Below are 18,093 nucleotides of genomic sequence, written 5' to 3' on the forward strand. Positions count from 1 at the left end.
GTGATCAAGATCGAGTCGGAGCAGCTCGCCGGCGCGCAGGTGACGAACCCTGCGGCGACGCGCGTCGTGGGCGGCTGGGCGATGATGTTCCTGCTGTTCTCGCTCAGCGGCATGGCCACCTCGCTGTTCGAGGAGAAGAAGGCCGGGATCTTCCTGCGCCTGCTGTCCTCGCCGGTGCGGCGTTCGCACCTGCTGTGGAGCAAGTATCTCTTCGGCATCGCGCTCGGCCTCGTCCAGCTGGTGACGCTCTTCTTCGCCGGGCGGCTGCTGTTCGGCATCGATGTGCTGGCGAACTTCGGCAACCTCGTCGTGATCTGCCTCGCGGCGGCGATGGCCTGCACCGCCTTCGGCATGCTGCTGGCGTCGATCACCCGCACGCCGGCGGCGGCGAGCGGACTGGCGACGCTGCTCATCCTGACCATGAGCTCGATCGGGGGCGCGTGGTTTCCCACCTCGTTCATGCCGGAGTTCATCCAGCGGCTGAGCAAGCTGACCGTGGTCTACTGGTCGATGGAGGGCTTCGCGCTGGTGCTGTGGAACGGCTGCACGTTCACCGAGCTGCTGCCGACGCTCGGCGTGCTGCTGGCGATGACCGCCGGGCTGGTCGCGGTGAGCCTGTGGCGCTTCCGCCGCGGGCCGATCTTCGATTGAGGCGCGTGCGGCGCGCTCAGGCCGGCGGCGACTCCGGCGACGCTGGCGTCGCCGGGGTGGAGCCCGTCGGCGGGGCGGCCGGCGTCGTGTTCTGCGGCGGGGCGACGGGCGTGACGGGCTTGGGCGCGAAGCGCTTGGCCTCGGCCGATTCCTCGCGCTTCTCCTCCATCGCGTCCTTGATCTGATACTCGACGTCGGCGGCGGCCTTCTTGAATTCCTTCACGGATTTGCCGAGGCCCCTGGCGAGCTCGGGCAGCTTGTTGGCGCCGAACAGGAGCAGGACGATGAACAGGATCAGCATCAGCTCCGGGCCGCCGATGCCTTCGATGAACGCGAGCGGGAAATTCATGGTCGGGAGATAGACGCCTGGGATCGGAAAAGGTAACGCCAAAAATCGCGCTCAGCCGTGCGTGATGTCCACGAGGAACTTCTGGGTCTGGCCCGGCCCGACGTGGTGCAGGCCGATCTTCGTCTCGGGCGCGTTCGGCGGTCCCATCCAGGGTTCGACGCAGTAGTAGGGCACCTTGTCGTCGGCGCTCCAGGTGACGACCGCGGCGTCCTTGGCGGTGGTGTTGGAAAAGCCGGTGCGGAAGCGCAGGCGCGCGCCGGTGGTGCGCTCCGTGACCTGGAATTGGTGGCCGCGCAGCGCCGTGTGGATCGTGTCGATCAGCGCGGGGTTGTCCAAGGTCTCGCGCGCCTGCAGGCGCGGGCCGTCGACGAGCTGGCCGGACTCGTTGCGGCGCAGCGTGCGCGCGGCGGGCACCTCGAGGATGTAGTCCTTGCGGGCGAGGCCCTCGGACCACGGCAGGTTGAAGTAGAAATGATGACCGGCCGACCACGGGATGGGCGCCTGGCCGAGGTTGGTGAGCTCGAGCTCGACGTAGACGGCGTTTGCCTCGAAGCGGTAGCTGACCACGAACTCGTAGTCGAAGGGGTAGGCGGCCTTGGCCTCGTCGCCCGGCACGAAGACGGCGGAGAAGCCGCGTTCGTCGAGGCGCTTGACGCGAAAGTCGCCCTGGCGGGCGACGCCGTGCATCGGCATCGGGCGGCGCACGCCGTCGTCGGCGCGCCAGATGCCCATCTCGCCGCGGTCGTAGGTCCGGCCGTTGAAGGGAAAGAGGATCGGGTTGCCGCCGCGGACCTTCGCGATGTCGTCGAGCTGCTCCAGCTCCGGCCAGTAAAGCAGGTCGCGCACGCTGCCGTCGCCGAGCGTGACGTTCCAGTGCATCAGGCGCGCGCCTTTTTCCGGCAGGGCGAGGAAGGTCGACGGACCGACCTGCCAGCGATAGATCGTGTGCCCCAGATACGGGATGCGTTCCATGATGGCTTTGGTTGAAAGGACAAATGCGGCGACGTTCCAACTCAAATCGCTGCGCGCGCGTGTCAGACGCGAAAAACTTGAAACGCCCGGGAGCTTTGTAAGTTCCGCGTGCTTGCAGCAGCTGCGCCCGGGCGTATCGTGCTGCGCTGTGAACCTGAGGCGTTTGGCCCTTCTTCTCTGTGCGGGGGTGGGAATCGTGCGCGGTGCCGAGCCGGCGGCGGAAGCCGCGGGCGCGGCGGACGCGCGCCCGGGCAAGCGCGTGGCGTTTGTCATCCCGGTGCGCGACGAGATCGCCAAGCCGACGCTCTACATCATCCGGCGCGGCCTGAAGGAGGCGATCGAGCAGAAGGCCGACCTCGTGGTGCTCGACATGAAGACCCCGGGCGGCGCGCTCGACGCGACGTTCGAGATCATGGAGGCGCTGGGCAAGTTTCCGGGCAAGACGGCGACGTTCGTCGACGACCAGGCGATTTCCGCCGGGGCCTTCATCGCGGCCACGACAGAGGAGATCTGGTTCGCCCCGCGCGGCAAGATCGGCGCCGCCGCCCCGGTGAGCGCGACCGGGCAGGACATCGACAAGACCATGCGGCAGAAAGTCGTCAGCTTCCTGCGCGCCGAGGTGCGCTCCATCTCCGAGGGCAAGGGCCTGCGCGGGCAGGTCGTTTCCGCCATGATCGACGAGGACTACGAATTGAAGATCGGCGACACCGTGCTGAAGCCGAAGGGCGAGCTGCTCACGCTCACGGCGACCGAGGCGATGAAGACCTACGGCGAGCCGCCGCAGCCGCTGCTCGGCGCCGGCATCGCGGCGGACATCCCGGCGCTGCTGACCAAGAAGTTCGGCGCCGGCAATTTCGAGGTGCGCGAGTTCCGCGTCACCTGGTCGGAGTCGCTGGCGCAATACCTGACGGCGCTCGCGCCGATCCTCACCGGCCTCGGCCTGCTGGCGCTGTTCCTCGAGTTCAAGATGCCGTCGCACGGCCTGTTCGCCGGCGTGGGCATCTTGATCCTGCTCGTGGTGTTCTTCGGCCACTACGTCGCCGGCTTTTCGGGCCACGAGCCGGTGCTGCTCTTCACCCTCGGCCTGCTGCTGGTGCTGGCGGAGGTGCTGTTCTTTCCCGGCGTCGCGCTGCCGGCGGTCACCGGCCTCATCCTCATGCTCGCGGCGCTCGTGTGGTCGATGGCCGACCTCTGGCCGAACGAGCCGGTGAGCTTCTCGGGCGACGCCTTTGCGCGGCCGCTGGCGAATGTCGGCCTCGGCGTGCTGCTCTCGCTCGGCCTCGGCGTGGTGCTGCTGCGCTTCCTGCCGCACGGCTGGATCTGGGATCGCCTCACCGTGAACTCCGTCGCCGGCTCGGTGGCGCAGGCGGCGGCGGGCGGCGCGGACGCGGCCGGTCTCATCGGCGCGGTCGGCGTGGCGGCGACGGCGCTGCGGCCGGGCGGGCAGGTCGAGATCGCGGGCCGCCGCTACGAGGCGCGTGCGGCGCTCGGCAGCATCGCCCCCGGGGCGCGTGTCGTGGTGCGCGCGCGGGACACGTTCGCTTTGGTGGTGGAGGAGGAAAAAGCATGAACGCGATCATCCTGTTGTTCGTCGTCGGCGCGCTGCTGCTGACGGCCGAGATTTTCCTGCCCGGCGCGATTGCCGGCATCATCGGCGGCGTCGCCCTCGCCGCGGGCAGCCTGCTCTCGTTTCACGAGTTCGGCTTCAGCGGCGGCCTGCTGGCGAGCTTCGGCGCGCTGCTGCTTGTCGGAGTGATGCTCTATGTCGAGCTGGTCGTGCTGCCCAAGACCGCCTTCGGCCGGCGCATGGTCGTGCAGTCGACGGTGAGCGCCACCAGCCAGCCTCCGCCCGCCGCGGCGGACGCCGTGGTCGGTCGCGACGCGGTGGCGCTCACCACGCTCGCGCCGAGCGGCTACGTCGAGGTCGACGGTCGCCGCTACGAGGCGTTCAGCCGCTCCGGGCTGGTCGCCAAAGGCGCGACGTTGCGCGTCGTCGGCGTCGATAATTTCCGCATCATCGTTTCCCAATCCTGAATTTTACCCATGACCTCCATCCCCCTCATATTCCTGATCCCGATCATTGTCGTCGCGCTCATCATCGTGGGCGTCTTCATCTCGTTCATCGGCGTATGGCTGAAAGCCCGCCTGAACGGCGCGCCGGTGAGCGTGCTGAACCTCCTCGGCATGCGCCTCGGTGGCGTGCCCTACAACCTCGTGGTCGAGGCCCGCATCACGGCGGTGAAGGCCGGCATCGAGGTCTCGACCGACAAGATCGCGGCGCACTACCTCGCCGGCGGCAACGTCGTCCCGACCGTCCAGGCGCTGGTCGCCGCCGAGAAGGCCGGCATCGCGCTCGACTGGGACCGCGCCTGCGCCATCGATCTCGCGACCAAGGGCTCGGGCAAGAGCGTGGTCGAGGCCGTGCGCACGTCGGTCGACCCGAAGGTCATCGACTGCCCGAACCCCGAGCAGGGTCGCACGACCATCGACGGCGTGGCGAAGGACGGCATCCAAGTGAAGGTGAAGGCGCGCGTCACCGTGCGCACGCACCTCGACCGCTTTGTCGGCGGCGCGAAGGAGGACACCATCATCGCCCGCGTGGGCGAGGGCATCGTCACCACCATCGGCTCCTCCGAGAGCTACAAGCAGGTGCTCGAATCGCCGGACAGCATTTCCAAGACCGTGCTCTCGCGCGGCCTCGACGTCGGCTCGGCGTTCGAGATCCTCTCGATCGACATCGCGGACGTGGACGTGGGCGAGAACGTCGGCGCCAAGCTTCAGGAGGCGCAGGCCGAGGCGAACAAGAACATGGCCCAGGCCCAGGCGGAAATCCGCCGCGCCGCCGCCGTCGCGCTCGAGCAGGAGATGAAGGCCCGCGTGCAGGAGATGCAGGCGAAGGTCGTCGAGGCGCAGGCCCAAGTCCCGCTCGCGATGGCCGAGGCCTTCCGCGCCGGCAAGCTCGGCGTCATGGATTACTACCGGATGGAGAACGTCCAGGCCGACACGGCCATGCGCGGCTCCATCGCGCACCCCGAGGGCAAGAAGTAACCGCCCGCGCCCCCACCGTTCATGGACAATATCCTGGAGTGGGTCACCAAGCACGCCTTCACGCTCGTGATCATCGCGGGCGTGGTCGCGCAGCTGATCAAGGCGATCCGCGGACAAAAGGACACCGACGACGCGCCGCCGGCCGCCGCGCCGGAGGACAAGCCGTTCGAGGATCCGGAGCTGGCCGAGCGCACGCGACGGATCCGCGAGGACATCCAGCGCCGGATCGCGGAACGCCGCCGCGGCGCCGCCGGCTACGAGCCGTCGGCCGCTCCGCCGCCCGTGCCCGATCCGGAAGCGGCGTTCGAAGAGGCGCCGCCGCCGCTCGTGCGCGAGGTCGTGGTCGAGCGCACCCCGAACGGACGCGCGCCACCGTCTCGAGCGCCGAGGCCCAGCGGCAGGCGGAGATTCTCGAGCAGCAGGCGGCGCTGGCCGAGAAGATGCGCGAACTCGAGCTGATGAAGGCCGCCGCGGCGCGCCGGAGCGAGTTCGAGCGCGCGACCGCGGACACCCAGGCCGAAACGAAGGTCGCGGCGCGCGGGGCTTTGCTCGACGACCTGCGCAGCGGCACGGCGCTCCGCCGGGCCTTCGTGCTGCGCGAGGTGCTCGGACCGCCGGTGGCCCTGCGCTGAAGTCCTGGCCTCCCCGGGCGCGGTTCGCCGCGCCCTTTTGCTTCCCCGGCTTCTCCGGTGTTGCCCTCGCTCGCGAATCCGGCAGCGTCGCTCGTCCATGGATCGTCTCCAAGGCCTGTTCGGAATCGCGCTGATTCTCGGTATCGCGTTCCTCGTCTCGAATAATCGCCGGCGCATCAACTACCGGCTCGTCGCCAGCGGCATCGCGCTCCAGGTCGTGATCGCCCTGCTGATCTTCAAGGTCGGCCCCGTCGGCCGCTTCTTCCAGCTCGTCGGCCACGGCATCGGCAAGCTCGAGGAGTTCGCGCGCCAGGGCGCGTCGTTCGTCTACGGCGGCATCGCGGTGGACCAGGGCGGCAAGATCGGCAACTACCTCGCCGGCGGCTTCGTCTTCGCCTTCAACGTCACGGCCACGATCGTGCTCGTCTGCGCGCTGGTCGCGATCCTCTACCACTTCGGCATCATGCAGCGCGTCGTCGCGGTGATCGCGCGGGCGATGAACTTCGTCATGCGCGTCTCCGGCGCCGAGGCGCTGAGCAACGTCGCCAGCGCGTTCGTCGGCCAGGTCGAGGCCCAGGTCATGATCCGGCCCTACCTCGGCGGCATGACCAACAGCGAGCTGCTCGCCTCGATGAGCGGCTCGCTCGCCTGCATCGCGGGCGGCATCCTCGTCGTCTACGCCAACATGGGCGCCGCCGCCGGCATGGACCTCGCGCCGAAGCTCATCACCGCGTCGCTCATGGCCGCGCCGGGCGCGCTGGTGATCTCGAAGATCGTCTTCCCGGAGACGCAGGAAAGCCAGACCATGGGCACGGTGAAGCTCGAGGTGAAGAGCGACTACTCGAACGTCATCGACGCCGTCTCCCACGGCGCGGGCGACGGCTTCAAGATCGCGATGAACGTCATCGCCATGCTCATCGGCTTCATCGCCGTCATCGCGTGCCTCGACTGGATCCTCACGACCATCGGCCACCTCTTCAGCCCGGATTTCAACCTCACGCTCAACTGGATCTTCGGAAAGCTGTTCTACCCGATGGCCTGGGCCATGGGCGTGCCGGCGCAGGACGTGAACAGCGTCGCCACGCTCCTCGGCCAGAAGCTCACGATCAACGAATTCGTGGCGTTCCAGAATCTCACCAACCACTCCGTGCCGATCGTGACCGACAAGGGCCTGCTCATCCTCAGCATCGCCATCTGCGGCTTCGCCAACTTCAGCAGCGTCGGCATGCAGATCGGCGGCATCGGCGCGCTGGCGCCCGAGCGCCGCACCGACCTCGCCAAGCTCGGCCTGAAGGCCCTGCTCTGCGGCACGCTCGCCTCCTATCTCTCCGCCACGCTCGCCGGCATCGTGATCTGAGCCCGCCCGCCTGGGCGGTGCCGCTGGTAAACCTGAGGTAAAGACCTCCCTGTGCCGCTCGGGGTGAGTGACATTTCTGCGTCGCGGTGAAACTCATGGCCTCGTTCGTGCGTCAGACCCGCTCGAACCACTCATTCCATGAGCCATGTCATCATTGAACTCGTCCTCGCCGGCGCCGCCATCCTGGCGGCCTGCGCGGTTGGCGTGACCTGCCTGATGGGTCTCGCCGTCTGGCTGGGGGGCCGGGAAGAGCGCACGGTGAAGTGACGCCCTGACGCTCTGCACTTGGCGGCGGGGGCCACCGGCGCAAGTGTGTGCTCATGGACGTTCACGAACGCCTGGCGAAATTCCTTGGCCAAACCCCCGCCGTCGCGACCGCGGCCTTTGTCGCGCCGAATGCCACCGTGCTGGGCGCGGTCACGCTCGGGGCGCGCAGCAGCGTGTGGTATGGCTGCGTGCTGCGCGGCGACATCAACACGATCGAGGTGGGCGAGGGAGCAACATCCAGGACCTCACGATGGTCCACCTGGCGGACAACCACGGCGTGAAGATCGGCCGCTACACCACGATCGGGCACAGCGCCATCATCCACGCCTGCGCGATCGGCGACGAGTGCCTCGTCGGCATGGGCGCGACGGTCCTCGACGGTGCGCGGATCGGCGACCAGTGCATCGTCGGCGCCCACGCGCTCGTCACGCAGAAGTTCGAGGCGCCCGCCGGTTCGATGATTCTCGGCGCGCCGGCCAAGGTGGTCCGCGCGCTGACGCCCGAGGAGCGCGCCGGGATCCGGAAGTGGGCGGAAAAATACGTCGCCGTCGCCGAGGCGCACGCCGCGCGCGCCCGCGGCTAGTCCGGACGCTGCGCCAGGCTTGGCAAGGGATGCGCAGCGCCGCCGCCGGCGTCGCGCTACACTGTCGGCACACCCAGGAGGTGCCTATGAAACACAACGTCGGCTCCTATGATGCAGGGATTCGTTACGTGCTCGGGTGGTTGATCATCCTCTTCGGACTCCACTTCGAGAGCCGGTGGGCTTGGTTCGGGGTGGTGCCGCTGCTGACGGCCGCGCTCGCATTCTGCCCGCTCTATTGCCTCGCCCATATCGACACGACGGTCACCGACCGCTGAGTCGCCTTTCCGGCCCCGGCGTCGCGCCCGGGCCGGGCCCGCGGTGCGGGGCATGCGCCGCGGGGGACCGGGCTTGCCAGGAGGCCGCGCATCGGCGCTGATCCTCCCGCGCCCGGCCTCCGGGAGCGAGCACCGCCTCGGCCGTTCGGTCAGGGTGGTGCGCGGACAAACCGCCGCCCCGACGGCGCTCCATTACCCATGCCCTCCACGAGACTGCCCCGCCTCCTTCCGCTGCTGGCGCTTGCCGCCCCGCACCTGCACGCCGCCCCGCCCGTCGACCTCGACGCCGCCCTGCGCCAATGGCTCGGTGACCAGCCGCACGGCGTCGCCGCCGCCTGGATCGACGCCAGCGGCGTCACCTTCGCCAATGCCGGCCGGTTCGACGCGGCCGACGCCCGGCCGATCACGCCCGACACATATTTCGAGATCGGCTCCCTCACCAAGGTCTTCACCGCCACGCTGCTCGCCGATGCCGTGCAACAGGACCGGCTGAAGCTCGACGATCCCGTCGGCGCGCCCTTCGCGCCGAGCGCGATCACCTACCGCCAGCTCGTCACCCACACCTCCGGCCTGCCGCGCATGGCGCGGGACTTCACGCCGCGCGGCGGCCCCGGCAATCCCTACGGTGCGGTCAACCTCGACGACCTCGCGCGCTCCTTCGCCGCCGCGGCGCCGGACGCGAGGCCCGGCAAGTCCAGCTACTCGAACTTCGGCTACGCCGTGCTCGGCCAGGCGGTGGCCCACGCCGACGGCCAAAGCTACGCTGAGGCCCTGCGCGCGCGCGTGCTCGCGCCGCTCGGGCTCGCGGGCACGTTCGTCACCCGGGCCGAGGTCGACGCCGCCCGGCTCGCGCCCGGTCACAGCGACTCCGGCCGCACCACGAACTGGGATTTCGACGCCTACGCGCCCGCCGGCAGCCTGCTCTCGACCGCACGCGAGCTCGCGCGCTTCGTGCAGGCGGAACTCAGCCTCGTCGAGACGCCGCTCAACGCGCTGCTGGTGGAGACCCAGCAGCCGCTCGCCGCCGGCGACCTGCCGGCGCGCCGCATCGGCCACGCCTGGATGATCGAGACCCGCGGGCCCGACACGGTGTTGTGGCACAACGGCGCGACGGGCGGCTACCACAGTTTCCTCGTTTTCGACCCGCTCAAGAAAACCGGCCTCGTGCTGCTTACGAACTCCAGCCGCGGTCTCGAGGCGATGGGCTTCGCGCTCCTCGCCGGCCGCATGCCACCCCCGCCGCCGAAGCCGCCGGCCGAGGTCAAGCTGCCCGCCGACGTGCTCGCCGGCTACGTCGGCGTCTACACCCTCGGACCGGTCGAGTTCACCGTCACGGAGGAGAACGGCGCGATGGCCGTGCAGCTGACCGGCCAGTCCCGGCTCCCGATGTTCGCGTCGGCGAAGGACGAGTTCTTCCTCAAGGTCGTGCCGGCGCGCATCAGCTTCGAGCGCGACGCCTCCGGTCGGGTCGCCGCGCTCGTGCTGCACCAGAACGGACGCGATCAGCGCGCGACGCGGAAGTGACGGGTGTTGCCGCCACGGCGCGGGCGCCGGTCAGCGCGCGCGCTCGAGGATGCTGAACGTGTAGCGGTAATTCGCGTCCGCGCTCTCCCGGCGCCACGTCTCGCGCCAGGGCAGGTGGCGCCACTCGGGGAAGAACACGTCGCCGGGCACCTCGGCGTGCACCAGCGTGAGCAGAATACGGTCGGCGACCGGCAGCGTCTCCTCGTAGATGCGCTGGCCGCCGCAGACCATGATCTCGCCGGGGAGCGCGCGCGCGATTGCGAGCGCCGCGGGCACGGTGGCCGCCACGTGCACGCCCGGCTGGGCGAGGGCGGGATTCGAGCTCACGACCACCGGCACGCGGCCGTCGAGGCGCACGCGCGGCCAGATCTCGTAGCAGATGCGGCCGAGCACGACCGTGGTGTTCGCTGTCCGGTCGTGAAACCATCGCTTGTCCTCCGGGATGTCGAAAGGCAGGCGGCGGCCTTGGCCGATGACGCGGTTTTCTCCGCAGGCGACGATGAGGTTGATCGGAGGCGGCATGGAATTCAGTCGGCGAACCGCACCCGCACCTCGGCGCGCTCGAAGTCGCTCGCGGCCAGCAGGGCCGCCGGCCGCATCCGGCCGAGGCGCGCGACCCAGCGGTCCGGCACCTGCTCGAGGCGGGTCGCGAAGTGCGTGGCGGTGTCGTTGTAGTAGGTGCGCGCGAGGGCGACGCGCTGCTCCGTGGTGACGAGCTCGGCCTGCAGGCGGGAGAACTCGGGCTGCGTTTTCAGCGTCGGATAGCTCTCCGCCACCGCGCGCAGCGACGCGGCGAGGCCCTGGAAATCCGGCCCGGTGACGCCCGGCGGCGTGGCGGCGCTCTGCGCCCGCAGGCGCGCGAGTGCGGTCTGGAGCGCCTGCTCGTGTCCGCGCAGGCCGTCGAGCACGCGCACGAGCGACGGGATCAGGTCGTGGCGGCGCTTGAGCTCGACCTCGATCAGGGACCAGCTCTGCCGCACGCGTTCGCGCAGACTCACCAGGCTGTTGTAGACCATCCAGACCCACGCCGCGCCCCACAGCGCGAGGAAGACCGCCGCGCCGAGCGCCGGCGGCAGCCAGTTGGCGTCGGGCGACAGGTTCGGTTCCAGCACCGCGCCCAGGCCGATGGCGGCGGCGAGCCCCAGACCCCACGTGGCCCACGAGCCGAGCGCGTAGCCGCCGAGGACGCGCTCCTCGGTGCGGCAACTGATCAGGAAGAGCGGGGCGTCGCGGTCGCCGGCGATCTCGGGCGCCACGACGTCGGCGCGCTCGCGGGCGCGGCCGACCACGAACAAGTCGGCGTGGAGCGGGATGCCGCTTTCGCGGAAGCGCCGCACGTGGTCGGAGTCGGGCACGGCCCCCGGCGGGCCTTTCCGGTAATAGAGCTCGTCGCCCCGCGAGGCGGTTTCCCGAACAGCTCGGCCGGCTCGAGCTTGGCGCCGCCGGGGCGGATGAGCACGGCCCCGGTGTCGTCCTGCAGGTAGAACGGGATCATTTCTCCGCCCGCGGCGACGGTGGTCCAGCCGCTCTCCTGGCGCGTGCGGGTCTGCGGCTTGCCGTTGGAATCCGTGTAGGTCTCGGTGACGGTGCGCGACCAGCGCTCCTCGACGGTGTAGTGGTAATGCACGCAGGCCGCGCCGGCCAGGTGGCTGCGGAGCGGCGTCTCGGCCTCGGCCGTGCCCTTCAGCTCGACGAGGCCGATGAACACGCCCCGGACCTTCGAGGTCGGCAGGTCGCGCACCAGGCGGTGGCGCCGGCGGAGGTGCAGGCTCCAGGCGAGCAGTCCGAGGCTGACGAGGGCCAGCGCGAGGCCGGGCAGGAGGGGGCGGTCCATCGAAGGGGCGGGACGGAGCCTGGTTTCATCGCCCCCGTCCGCCCGCTTGTCGAGAATTAGACGCCGCAGGGCCGGGGAAAGCCCTCCCACTATCGGCCCAGGCGTCCGGTGCGCACTTGTCATAACTCCGGGCGCGGATATCCCGGAGCGCATGATTATCGGTGTCCCCAAAGAAATTAAGATCGGTGAGAAGCGCGTTTCCATGACCCCCAGCCTGTGCCGCCGCGTCACGTCGCTCGGCGCCCAGGTGCTCATGGAAAAGAACGCCGGCCTGACGGCCGGCTTCACCGACGCTGAATACAAGGCCGCCGGGGCGACCTTCGCCGCTTCCGCCGAGAAGGTGTGGAAGAGCGCCGACATGATTCTCAAGGTGAAGGAGCCGCTCGAGGCCGAGTTCGGCCTCATGCAGCAGGGCCAGACCCTCTTCACCTACCTGCACCTCGCCGCCGGTCCCGCGCTGGCGAAGCAGCTCTGCAAAAAGGGCATCCTCGGCATCGCCTACGAGACGGTCGAGAGCAGCGACGGGCAGTTCCCCCTGCTCAAGCCCATGTCGCAGATCGCCGGCCGCCTCTCCATCCAGATCGGCGCCTATTTCCTCCAGTCGCAGGTCGGCGGCTCGGGCGTGCTGCTCGGCGGCATCCCCGGCACGATGCCCGGCCACGTCGTCGTGGTCGGTGCCGGCAACTCCGGCGCGCACGCCGTGCGCATGGCCGCGGGCATGGGCGCGCGGGTCACGGTCCTCGACCTCGACACGCGCAAGCTCGAGGTCCTCGACCAGGAATACCGCGGCAAGGTCGTCACGCTCGTCTCCAACCCCGCCAACGTCGAAGCCGAGGTCGCCTCGGCCGATCTCGTGGTCGGCGCCGTGCTCATCCCGGCCGCCAAGGCCCCGACGGTCGTGACCAAGAAGATGGTGAAGAACATGCGCCCGGGCTCCGTCATCGTCGACATCGCGATCGACCAGGGCGGCTGCGTCGAGGGCATCCAATACACCTCGCACGAGAAGCCGACCTACCAGGAATTTGGCGTCAACCACTACGCCGTGCCGAACATGCCCGCGCTGGTCGGCCGCACCTCCACGCTCGGCCTCACGCAGGCCACCGAGCCCTACGTCGCCATGATCGTCCAGAAGGGCGTCGAGCGCGCGCTGGCCGAGCACAAGGGCCTGGCCAAGGGCGTGAACACCCGCGGCGGCCGCATCGTCTACGGCGAGGTGGCGAAGGCCGTCGGCTTCGACCAGGCCTGAGCGCACCGCGCGACCGCGCCCACGTCCGCTCCCCGCCCGGCGTCCGACCACGCCGGGCTTTTTGTTTGCCGACGCCGGGAGCGACCCGGCAGTTTGGCGCCGGGCCGCCACCTTCGTTTCCCATGCCTCGTTCGCTCTTCCCGGGCGCGGCGGTCCTCCGCCGCACCGTTGCCCTCCTGCTCCTCCTCGCCGCCGTGCGCGCCCCCGCCGCGGATCCGTTCCCCGGCCTCGATGCCAAGTGGAAGCACGCGCGCTCCGAGCACTTCGAGGTCTATGGCCGCGCCTCCGAGGCCTACGTGCGCGAGATCCTGCGCAACCTCGAGACGATGCGCGCGGCGTTCCTCACCACGCTCGAGCTCACGGCCGACGACAGCAACGAGGTCACCGTCTACGTGTTCCGCTCCCGCGGGGACATGCGCGCCTACGCGTCGCCCTACTTCGCCTCGAACGAGAACCTGATCGGCGAATACCGGCCGGGCTTCGACCGCGACGTGATCCTGCTCGATGCCGACGCCGATGCCGAGACGGGTTACTGGATCATCTACTCCGATCTGGTGAAAAACCTCCTGCACGGCGCCGGCAGCCGCGGGCCGTCGTGGCTGTTCCAGGGGCTGGCGATGCTGTGGGGCAATTTCGACGCCCGCCGCGGCTACAGCATCGCCGGGCGGCCCGACCGCCTGCGCGAGCAGCTCGTCAACGAGCATCCCGGCATGGACGTGGAGGCGCTCTTCGCCGTGCGCGAGGGCTCGGCGCCGCTGCCGGACCTGAAGGCCACGCGCGAGAAGGCGCAGGACACCGCGAACGTCTTCCACGCGAAATCCTGGGTGCTGCTGCACTACTGGTATTTCGGGCAGAAGGACGTGCCCGTGACCGACGTGAACCGCTTCGTGCGCTTCATGCTGCTGTCGCGCGCGGCCGAGGATCCGGCGCGGCTGCGCGCGGAGTTCGAGCGGAGCTTCAAGGTCGACTACGCGGAAATGAACCGCCGGGTGACCCGCTACATGCGCTCCGGGCGCTTCAACTCCCAGCACATCGACAACGCCAGGGTGCCGGCGCCGGCGAGCTTCGCCGTCCGCACCGTCGACGCCGTCGAGATGCGCGAGCGGCTCGCCGAGCTGCGCCTGCGCACGCGCCGCGACGACCTGGCGAAATTCGTCCTCCTCGATGCGCTGCGCGGCCCGCGGGCGGCGCGCGCCGCCGAGGCGCTCGGCACGCTGGCGGCGGAGGAGCAGGACGACGCCCAGGCGCAGGACTACTGGCGGCGCGCGATCGAGAGCGGCACTACCAACCTCGGCGTCGTCGAGCTCACGCTGCGCCTGGAGTTTTCCCGGCGTTTCCGCCAGCTCGACTACTACTACCGCTTGCCGGCCGAAAAGACGGACGAGCTCCGCGCCCTGATCGCCCGGGCGCGCGCGCGGGCGCCGGAGAGCGCGGAGTTCCTCGAGATGCTGGCCTGGGTCGAGTCGGCCGCCCCCGAGCCGGACGTGCGCAACGTCAACCTGGTGCAGGCGAAGATCCCGCCGGAGCGCCTGCGCGCGAGCTCGCTGCTGGCGATCGCGCTGGTGCGGGCGCGGCTCGGCGACCGCGAGTCGGCGATCCGGATCCTGACGATGATCGACGAACTCAACCCCCGGCCCGAGGAGAAGCGTTTCGCGCAGAGCGTCCGCCGCATCCTCAAGGACCCGGCGCTGGCGGAGGCCGAGTAGGGCCTGTCGCCCAGCAAAAAGGCCGGCGCGATGCCGGCCTCGATGTTGGGGTGGCGCCGCCATCCGGGCGGCGTCAGGGAGTGGGCGGAAGCTCAGGCCGCGGGCACGATCTTCACGCTCTCGACTGCGACGCGGTCGATCGGCGTGCTCTTCTCGCCGCCGTTCGACTTCACCGGGACGTTGGCGAGCTGCTCGAGCACCTCGTCGCCCTTGATGAGCTGGCCGAACGCCGTGTATTGGCGGTCGAGGAAACGGGCGTCGCCGTGGCAGATGAAGAACTGCGAGCCGGCGCTGTCCGGATGCGACGAGCGCGCCATCGAGATGACGCCGCGCACGTGCGGCTTCTCGTTGAACTCGGCCTTCACCTTCCAGCCGGGGCCGCCGGTGCCGGGCATGCCGGTCTCACCGGCCTTCGTGTTCGGGCAGCCGCCCTGGATCATGAAGCCCTTGATGATGCGGTGAAACGCGGTGCCGTCGTAGAAGCCGGCGCGGGCGAGCTTCTTGAAATTTTCGACCGTCTTCGGCGCGACGTCGGGCCAGAAGGCGAGGGTCATTTCGCCGTAGCTGGTCTTGATGACGGCGACTTCGTTGGTGGAGGCGGGCTCGTTGCTCATGGAGGGGCCAAGAAGCCCCGCGGCGCCATCGTCGGCAAGAACCAAAAACGTCGCGCGCTTTTCGCACAAAATGCGCCGTGCAAGGCCGGCGAGTCGTGCTACACTGCCCGCGAACCAAGGAGGCGTCATGAAAACCCGCGAACACCGTGAGACCCGGCTGCGTGGCGACCCCACCGAGGAGATCCGCCGCGAAGCTTACCGGCTCTGGCAACAGGAAGGCTGCCCGCCCGGCCGTGAACTCGACCACTGGCTGGCGGCCCAGGAGCTGGTGAAACACCGCCGACACCACGCCCACGCGAACCCGGACGAGGAGCGCGAGCCGACGGTGCGCATAACCGAGCAGCTCGTCACGCCGACCTGAGCCCGGGCGCGCGCGGAGCCGGATTCAGGGCGCACCCGCACCCGCGCCGGGGGCGGGGACCGGCAGGTGCTGCGCGAGAAAGGCCAGCGCCTCGGTCCAGATGCGGGTGTTCTCCTCGACCCATTGGCGGTTGACCACCTCGACGGTGTCGCCCCACTCGCGGCTGCCGAGGCCGAGCACGAAGACATGCGGCACGGTGCCGCGATCGAGGTGCCGCTTCAGCTTGGCGCCGTCGTCGTTCACCATCTGCCAGCTGCCGTAGAAATGGAAGGACGGGACGGTGAGCGCCTTGGCCACCGGCAGCGGGTCGAGCTTGAAGACGTAGCTGCGGAGCCGGTCCTCGCGCGCGACCGGCACGTGGCGGCCGGCCGACGGCGTCAGACCGAAGCTGAGATCGTAGGCGCTCAGCGGCGCGCGATCCATCGGGGTGCCGAAATTGAGCCAGACCTTGAATTTTTCCGGATGCCGCGAGAGCGCGTAGAGGCCGACGAGGCCTCCGCCGCCCTGGCTGAAGATGCCCACGCGCTGCCCGTCCGCCCAACCCTGGCGCACCGCGAAGTCGACGGCGTCGGCGACGTCGTCGGGCATCTTGTCGTGGACGCTTTCGGTGCCGAGATCGGCCAGCTTCTGGCCGAAGCCGTCGACCCCGCGGTGGTTGACCTCGAGGACGGCGTAGCCGCGGCTGGCCAGGAGCTGGTAGAACGGAGTGAACACCCGGTAGGCGCGGGCGGTGAGGTCGGAGCCGCAGATGACGATCAGGGGCGGGCGCGCGGCGGACGCGGCGGGGAGCAGCAGGCGCGCGCTCAGGGTCAGGCCGTCGCGCGACGGAAAGGTGAAGTAGCGGCCGGCGCCGAACCGGGCGGCAGCCAGCTCGGCGCGCGCCGCGCCCAGCGGCACGATCCGGCCGGCCTTCCGGTCGAGGAGGAAATAGCGTTCGGGGTGCGCGTCCGACGTCGCCTCGATGATGAGGCGGGACTCGTCCGCGGAGGTGCTGACGATGAAGTTGGTGGAGTCGGGCAGCGCCGCGTCGATCATCCCGGCGAGCTTGGCGTCGGCCTCGGCGAGGTAATGGAAGCGGGGCCGGTCGGTCTCGTAGGCGATCGCCCGCACGCGGGTCTCGTCGTCGCCCCAGCCGAGATTGTAGGAGGGGTCGACTTCCGGGCTGTGGAAGATCACCTCGTCGGCGCCGGTCTGTGGATCGCGGATCACGGCCCGCGCGGTGTCGGCCGTGACGTGGTCCCAGCCGATGAGCCGGCGCTGGTCCTGGAAGACCGCCATCGGCCAGAAATCGGGGCGGAGGCGCTTGCCCAGCAGCGTCTTTTTCCAGTCGGCGCCGGCGCGGTCGCGGGTGAGCAGGAACCATTCGCCGTCCAGGCGGCCGAGCGCGGCGACCGCGCGGCCCTCGCGATCGGTCAGCCAGCGGGTGACGAAGCCGGGGTTGTTCTCGACCACCGTGAGCTTGCCGGTGCGGACGTTGAGCTTGCGCAGATCGACGCCGGTCGGCGTGGAAACGCTGACGAGGACGTGGTCGGGATCGTTCACCAGGGGGTTCACGATCGAGCCGCCGCGGTTGTTGAACGAGTGCAGCGGCTGGATTTTCTTGGTCTTCAGGTCCATCGACCGGAAGACGCGCCAGCCTCGGAGCGGCTCGACCAGGAACAGCATCCAGTCGTTGCCCTTCCACCAGTAGTTGACCAGCGAGACGTCGGTGAAGGTCGCGCCGGGCGTCACCTGCATGGTGGCGAGGTCGATGAGCGCGACGTAGTCCGAGAATTCGCGCGTGCCGGTCACGGCCAGGGTCTGGCCGCCGGGGGACAGCTTGGGGTTGCGGAACTCGGGCGGCGTCGCGAAGGCGCGGACGGGCGGCGGGGCGTCGACGGCGTGCGCGACCACCAAGGCCGCCGCGCCGCACAACCAGGCGGTGAGGTAACGAATCATGAGGGAAAACCGACGCGAGGTGGCCCGGCCTCGCGCTTGCTCAGGTGAAGGCTTCGTCCACGCGTTCGCAGAAGTGGTGGATGAGGAAAAGGTGGCACTCCTGGGCCGCGGCGCCGCTGTCGCCCGGGACGATGATGTCGACCGTGGCGAGCCCCTTGGCCTGGCCGCCGCCGCGGCCGAGCAGCGCGATGGTGTCGAGGCCGAGCTTCCTCGCCGCCGCGAGCGCGAGGAGGATGTTCTTGGAGTTGCCGCTGGAGGTGAGCACGACCACCACGTCGCCCGGCTGGGCGAGGCCCTCGATCTGGCGCGCGAACACGGCGTCGTAGCCGTAGTCGTTGCCGAGGCAGGTCACGAGCGTGCCGTCGGCGGTGAGCGCGACGGCGGGGAGCGAGCGGCGGTTCTTGAAATAGCGGCCGACGAGCTCGGTCGTCAGGTGCTGGGCCTCGGCGGCGCTGCCGCCGTTGCCGCAGGCGATGATCTTCCGGCCGGCCTGGAGCGCGGCGAGGATCAGGTCGCCGGCGCGGTCGATCTGGGCGCGCTGGGCGGAGAGTCCCTGGAGGGCGGCGAGGGTGGCCTGTTGCGAGGCTTCGAATGTCATGGCTGGCACAGGAGGTAACGGAGGAAACCGGGGAGACAATGGAAATTCGAAAGGCGGCCCGCGGAAGCCGGAGCGGCGGGGCCGCGCGGCCGGTTCCGCCACCGCGGCGCGAGGATTGGGTTGTCTTCTGTCCTCGGT

At 69.8% G+C, this 18,093-nt stretch carries 20 protein-coding genes and 2 pseudogenes; 14 read left to right on the forward strand and 8 right to left on the reverse strand.

Annotated elements, in window-relative coordinates; all coding sequences use genetic code 11:
* Positions 1-651: an ABC transporter permease gene (locus tag ACMYLB_RS08905; RefSeq protein ID WP_415910575.1), complete on the forward strand. Its 651-nt coding sequence runs from the start codon at positions 1-3 to the stop codon at positions 649-651.
* Between the two features lie 139 nt (positions 652-790).
* On the opposite strand, the pseudogene ACMYLB_RS08910 reads toward ACMYLB_RS08905, so the two are convergent.
* Together ACMYLB_RS08910 and ACMYLB_RS08915 are read right to left on the reverse strand one after the other, a co-directional pair.
* Positions 791-952: pseudogene (locus ACMYLB_RS08910) on the reverse strand (twin-arginine translocase TatA/TatE family subunit); the annotation flags it as partial.
* 99 nt (positions 953-1,051) lie between these two features.
* On the reverse strand, positions 1,052-1,972 hold the full coding sequence (locus ACMYLB_RS08915; RefSeq protein WP_415910576.1) for an aldose epimerase: 921 nt from the start codon (positions 1,970-1,972) through the stop codon (positions 1,052-1,054).
* Between the two features lie 187 nt (positions 1,973-2,159).
* Here ACMYLB_RS08915 and ACMYLB_RS08920 point away from each other — a divergent pair, with 187 nt between their 5' ends.
* The 10 genes and pseudogenes from ACMYLB_RS08920 (at position 2,160) to ACMYLB_RS08965 (ending at position 9,658) form a co-directional block, all read left to right on the forward strand.
* Positions 2,160-3,542, forward strand: coding sequence for an NfeD family protein (locus ACMYLB_RS08920; RefSeq protein WP_415910577.1), 1,383 nt, complete (start codon positions 2,160-2,162; stop codon positions 3,540-3,542).
* The gene (locus ACMYLB_RS08925) at positions 3,539-4,006 is read left to right on the forward strand and encodes an NfeD family protein (RefSeq protein WP_415910578.1); all 468 of its coding nucleotides are present in this window, start codon (positions 3,539-3,541) and stop codon (positions 4,004-4,006) included. The genes ACMYLB_RS08920 and ACMYLB_RS08925 overlap by 4 nt, the downstream gene beginning before the upstream one ends.
* Positions 4,007-4,015: 9 nt before the next feature.
* On the forward strand, positions 4,016-5,020 hold the full coding sequence (floA, locus tag ACMYLB_RS08930) for a flotillin-like protein FloA (RefSeq protein ID WP_415910579.1): 1,005 nt from the start codon (positions 4,016-4,018) through the stop codon (positions 5,018-5,020).
* A gap of 21 nt (positions 5,021-5,041) precedes the next feature.
* On the forward strand, positions 5,042-5,479 hold the full coding sequence (locus ACMYLB_RS08935; protein WP_415910580.1) for a hypothetical protein: 438 nt from the start codon (positions 5,042-5,044) through the stop codon (positions 5,477-5,479).
* Positions 5,461-5,652 (forward strand): hypothetical protein, encoded by a 192-nt coding sequence (locus tag ACMYLB_RS08940; protein WP_415910581.1) that lies wholly within the window; start codon positions 5,461-5,463, stop codon positions 5,650-5,652. Before ACMYLB_RS08935 ends, ACMYLB_RS08940 begins: the two co-directional genes overlap by 19 nt.
* Before the next feature lie 97 nt (positions 5,653-5,749).
* On the forward strand, positions 5,750-7,009 hold the full coding sequence (locus ACMYLB_RS08945) for a NupC/NupG family nucleoside CNT transporter (protein ID WP_415910582.1): 1,260 nt from the start codon (positions 5,750-5,752) through the stop codon (positions 7,007-7,009).
* 138 nt (positions 7,010-7,147) lie between these two features.
* Positions 7,148-7,276: a hypothetical protein gene (locus ACMYLB_RS08950; RefSeq protein WP_415910583.1), complete on the forward strand. Its 129-nt coding sequence runs from the start codon at positions 7,148-7,150 to the stop codon at positions 7,274-7,276.
* 53 nt (positions 7,277-7,329) lie between these two features.
* Positions 7,330-7,859 (forward strand): annotated as a pseudogene (locus tag ACMYLB_RS08955) (gamma carbonic anhydrase family protein).
* 86 nt (positions 7,860-7,945) lie between these two features.
* The gene (locus ACMYLB_RS08960; protein ID WP_415911055.1) at positions 7,946-8,134 is read left to right on the forward strand and encodes a DUF2892 domain-containing protein; all 189 of its coding nucleotides are present in this window, start codon (positions 7,946-7,948) and stop codon (positions 8,132-8,134) included.
* A 198-nt stretch (positions 8,135-8,332) separates the two neighbouring features.
* Entirely contained in the window at positions 8,333-9,658 is a 1,326-nt protein-coding gene (locus ACMYLB_RS08965; RefSeq protein ID WP_415910584.1) for a serine hydrolase, read from the forward strand.
* A gap of 30 nt (positions 9,659-9,688) precedes the next feature.
* Here ACMYLB_RS08965 and ACMYLB_RS08970 read toward each other — a convergent pair whose 3' ends face one another.
* The 3 genes from ACMYLB_RS08970 to ACMYLB_RS08980 are packed head-to-tail and all read right to left on the reverse strand — an operon-like array spanning position 9,689 to position 11,492.
* Positions 9,689-10,180, reverse strand: coding sequence for a dihydrofolate reductase (locus ACMYLB_RS08970; protein ID WP_415910585.1), 492 nt, complete (start codon positions 10,178-10,180; stop codon positions 9,689-9,691).
* A gap of 5 nt (positions 10,181-10,185) precedes the next feature.
* Positions 10,186-10,947 carry a LemA family protein gene (locus ACMYLB_RS08975; protein ID WP_415910586.1) on the reverse strand — a complete coding sequence of 254 codons (762 nt, stop codon included), beginning with the start codon at positions 10,945-10,947 and terminating at the stop codon, positions 10,186-10,188.
* Positions 10,869-11,492: a GIDE domain-containing protein gene (locus tag ACMYLB_RS08980; protein ID WP_415910587.1), complete on the reverse strand. Its 624-nt coding sequence runs from the start codon at positions 11,490-11,492 to the stop codon at positions 10,869-10,871. The genes ACMYLB_RS08975 and ACMYLB_RS08980 overlap by 79 nt, the downstream gene beginning before the upstream one ends.
* Positions 11,493-11,643: 151 nt before the next feature.
* Between ACMYLB_RS08980 and ald the strand changes: the two genes are divergently transcribed.
* Positions 11,644-12,738, forward strand: coding sequence for an alanine dehydrogenase (gene ald, locus ACMYLB_RS08985; protein ID WP_415910588.1), 1,095 nt, complete (start codon positions 11,644-11,646; stop codon positions 12,736-12,738).
* A gap of 122 nt (positions 12,739-12,860) precedes the next feature.
* Positions 12,861-14,444: a hypothetical protein gene (locus tag ACMYLB_RS08990; RefSeq protein ID WP_415910589.1), complete on the forward strand. Its 1,584-nt coding sequence runs from the start codon at positions 12,861-12,863 to the stop codon at positions 14,442-14,444.
* A 92-nt stretch (positions 14,445-14,536) separates the two neighbouring features.
* Here ACMYLB_RS08990 and ACMYLB_RS08995 read toward each other — a convergent pair whose 3' ends face one another.
* The gene (locus ACMYLB_RS08995; protein WP_415910590.1) at positions 14,537-15,058 is read right to left on the reverse strand and encodes a peptidylprolyl isomerase; all 522 of its coding nucleotides are present in this window, start codon (positions 15,056-15,058) and stop codon (positions 14,537-14,539) included.
* A gap of 127 nt (positions 15,059-15,185) precedes the next feature.
* Between ACMYLB_RS08995 and ACMYLB_RS09000 the strand changes: the two genes are divergently transcribed.
* Positions 15,186-15,419 carry a DUF2934 domain-containing protein gene (locus ACMYLB_RS09000; protein WP_415910591.1) on the forward strand — a complete coding sequence of 78 codons (234 nt, stop codon included), beginning with the start codon at positions 15,186-15,188 and terminating at the stop codon, positions 15,417-15,419.
* A gap of 24 nt (positions 15,420-15,443) precedes the next feature.
* On the opposite strand, the gene ACMYLB_RS09005 is transcribed toward ACMYLB_RS09000, so the two are convergent.
* Entirely contained in the window at positions 15,444-17,357 is a 1,914-nt protein-coding gene (locus ACMYLB_RS09005; RefSeq protein ID WP_415910592.1) for an alpha/beta hydrolase family protein, read from the reverse strand.
* A 40-nt stretch (positions 17,358-17,397) separates the two neighbouring features.
* Positions 17,398-17,955 carry an SIS domain-containing protein gene (locus ACMYLB_RS09010; protein WP_415910593.1) on the reverse strand — a complete coding sequence of 186 codons (558 nt, stop codon included), beginning with the start codon at positions 17,953-17,955 and terminating at the stop codon, positions 17,398-17,400.
* Positions 17,956-18,093 lie beyond the last annotated feature (138 nt).

This window comes from Oleiharenicola sp. Vm1 (assembly GCF_047777955.1).
Lineage (GTDB): Bacteria > Verrucomicrobiota > Verrucomicrobiia > Opitutales > Opitutaceae > Didemnitutus.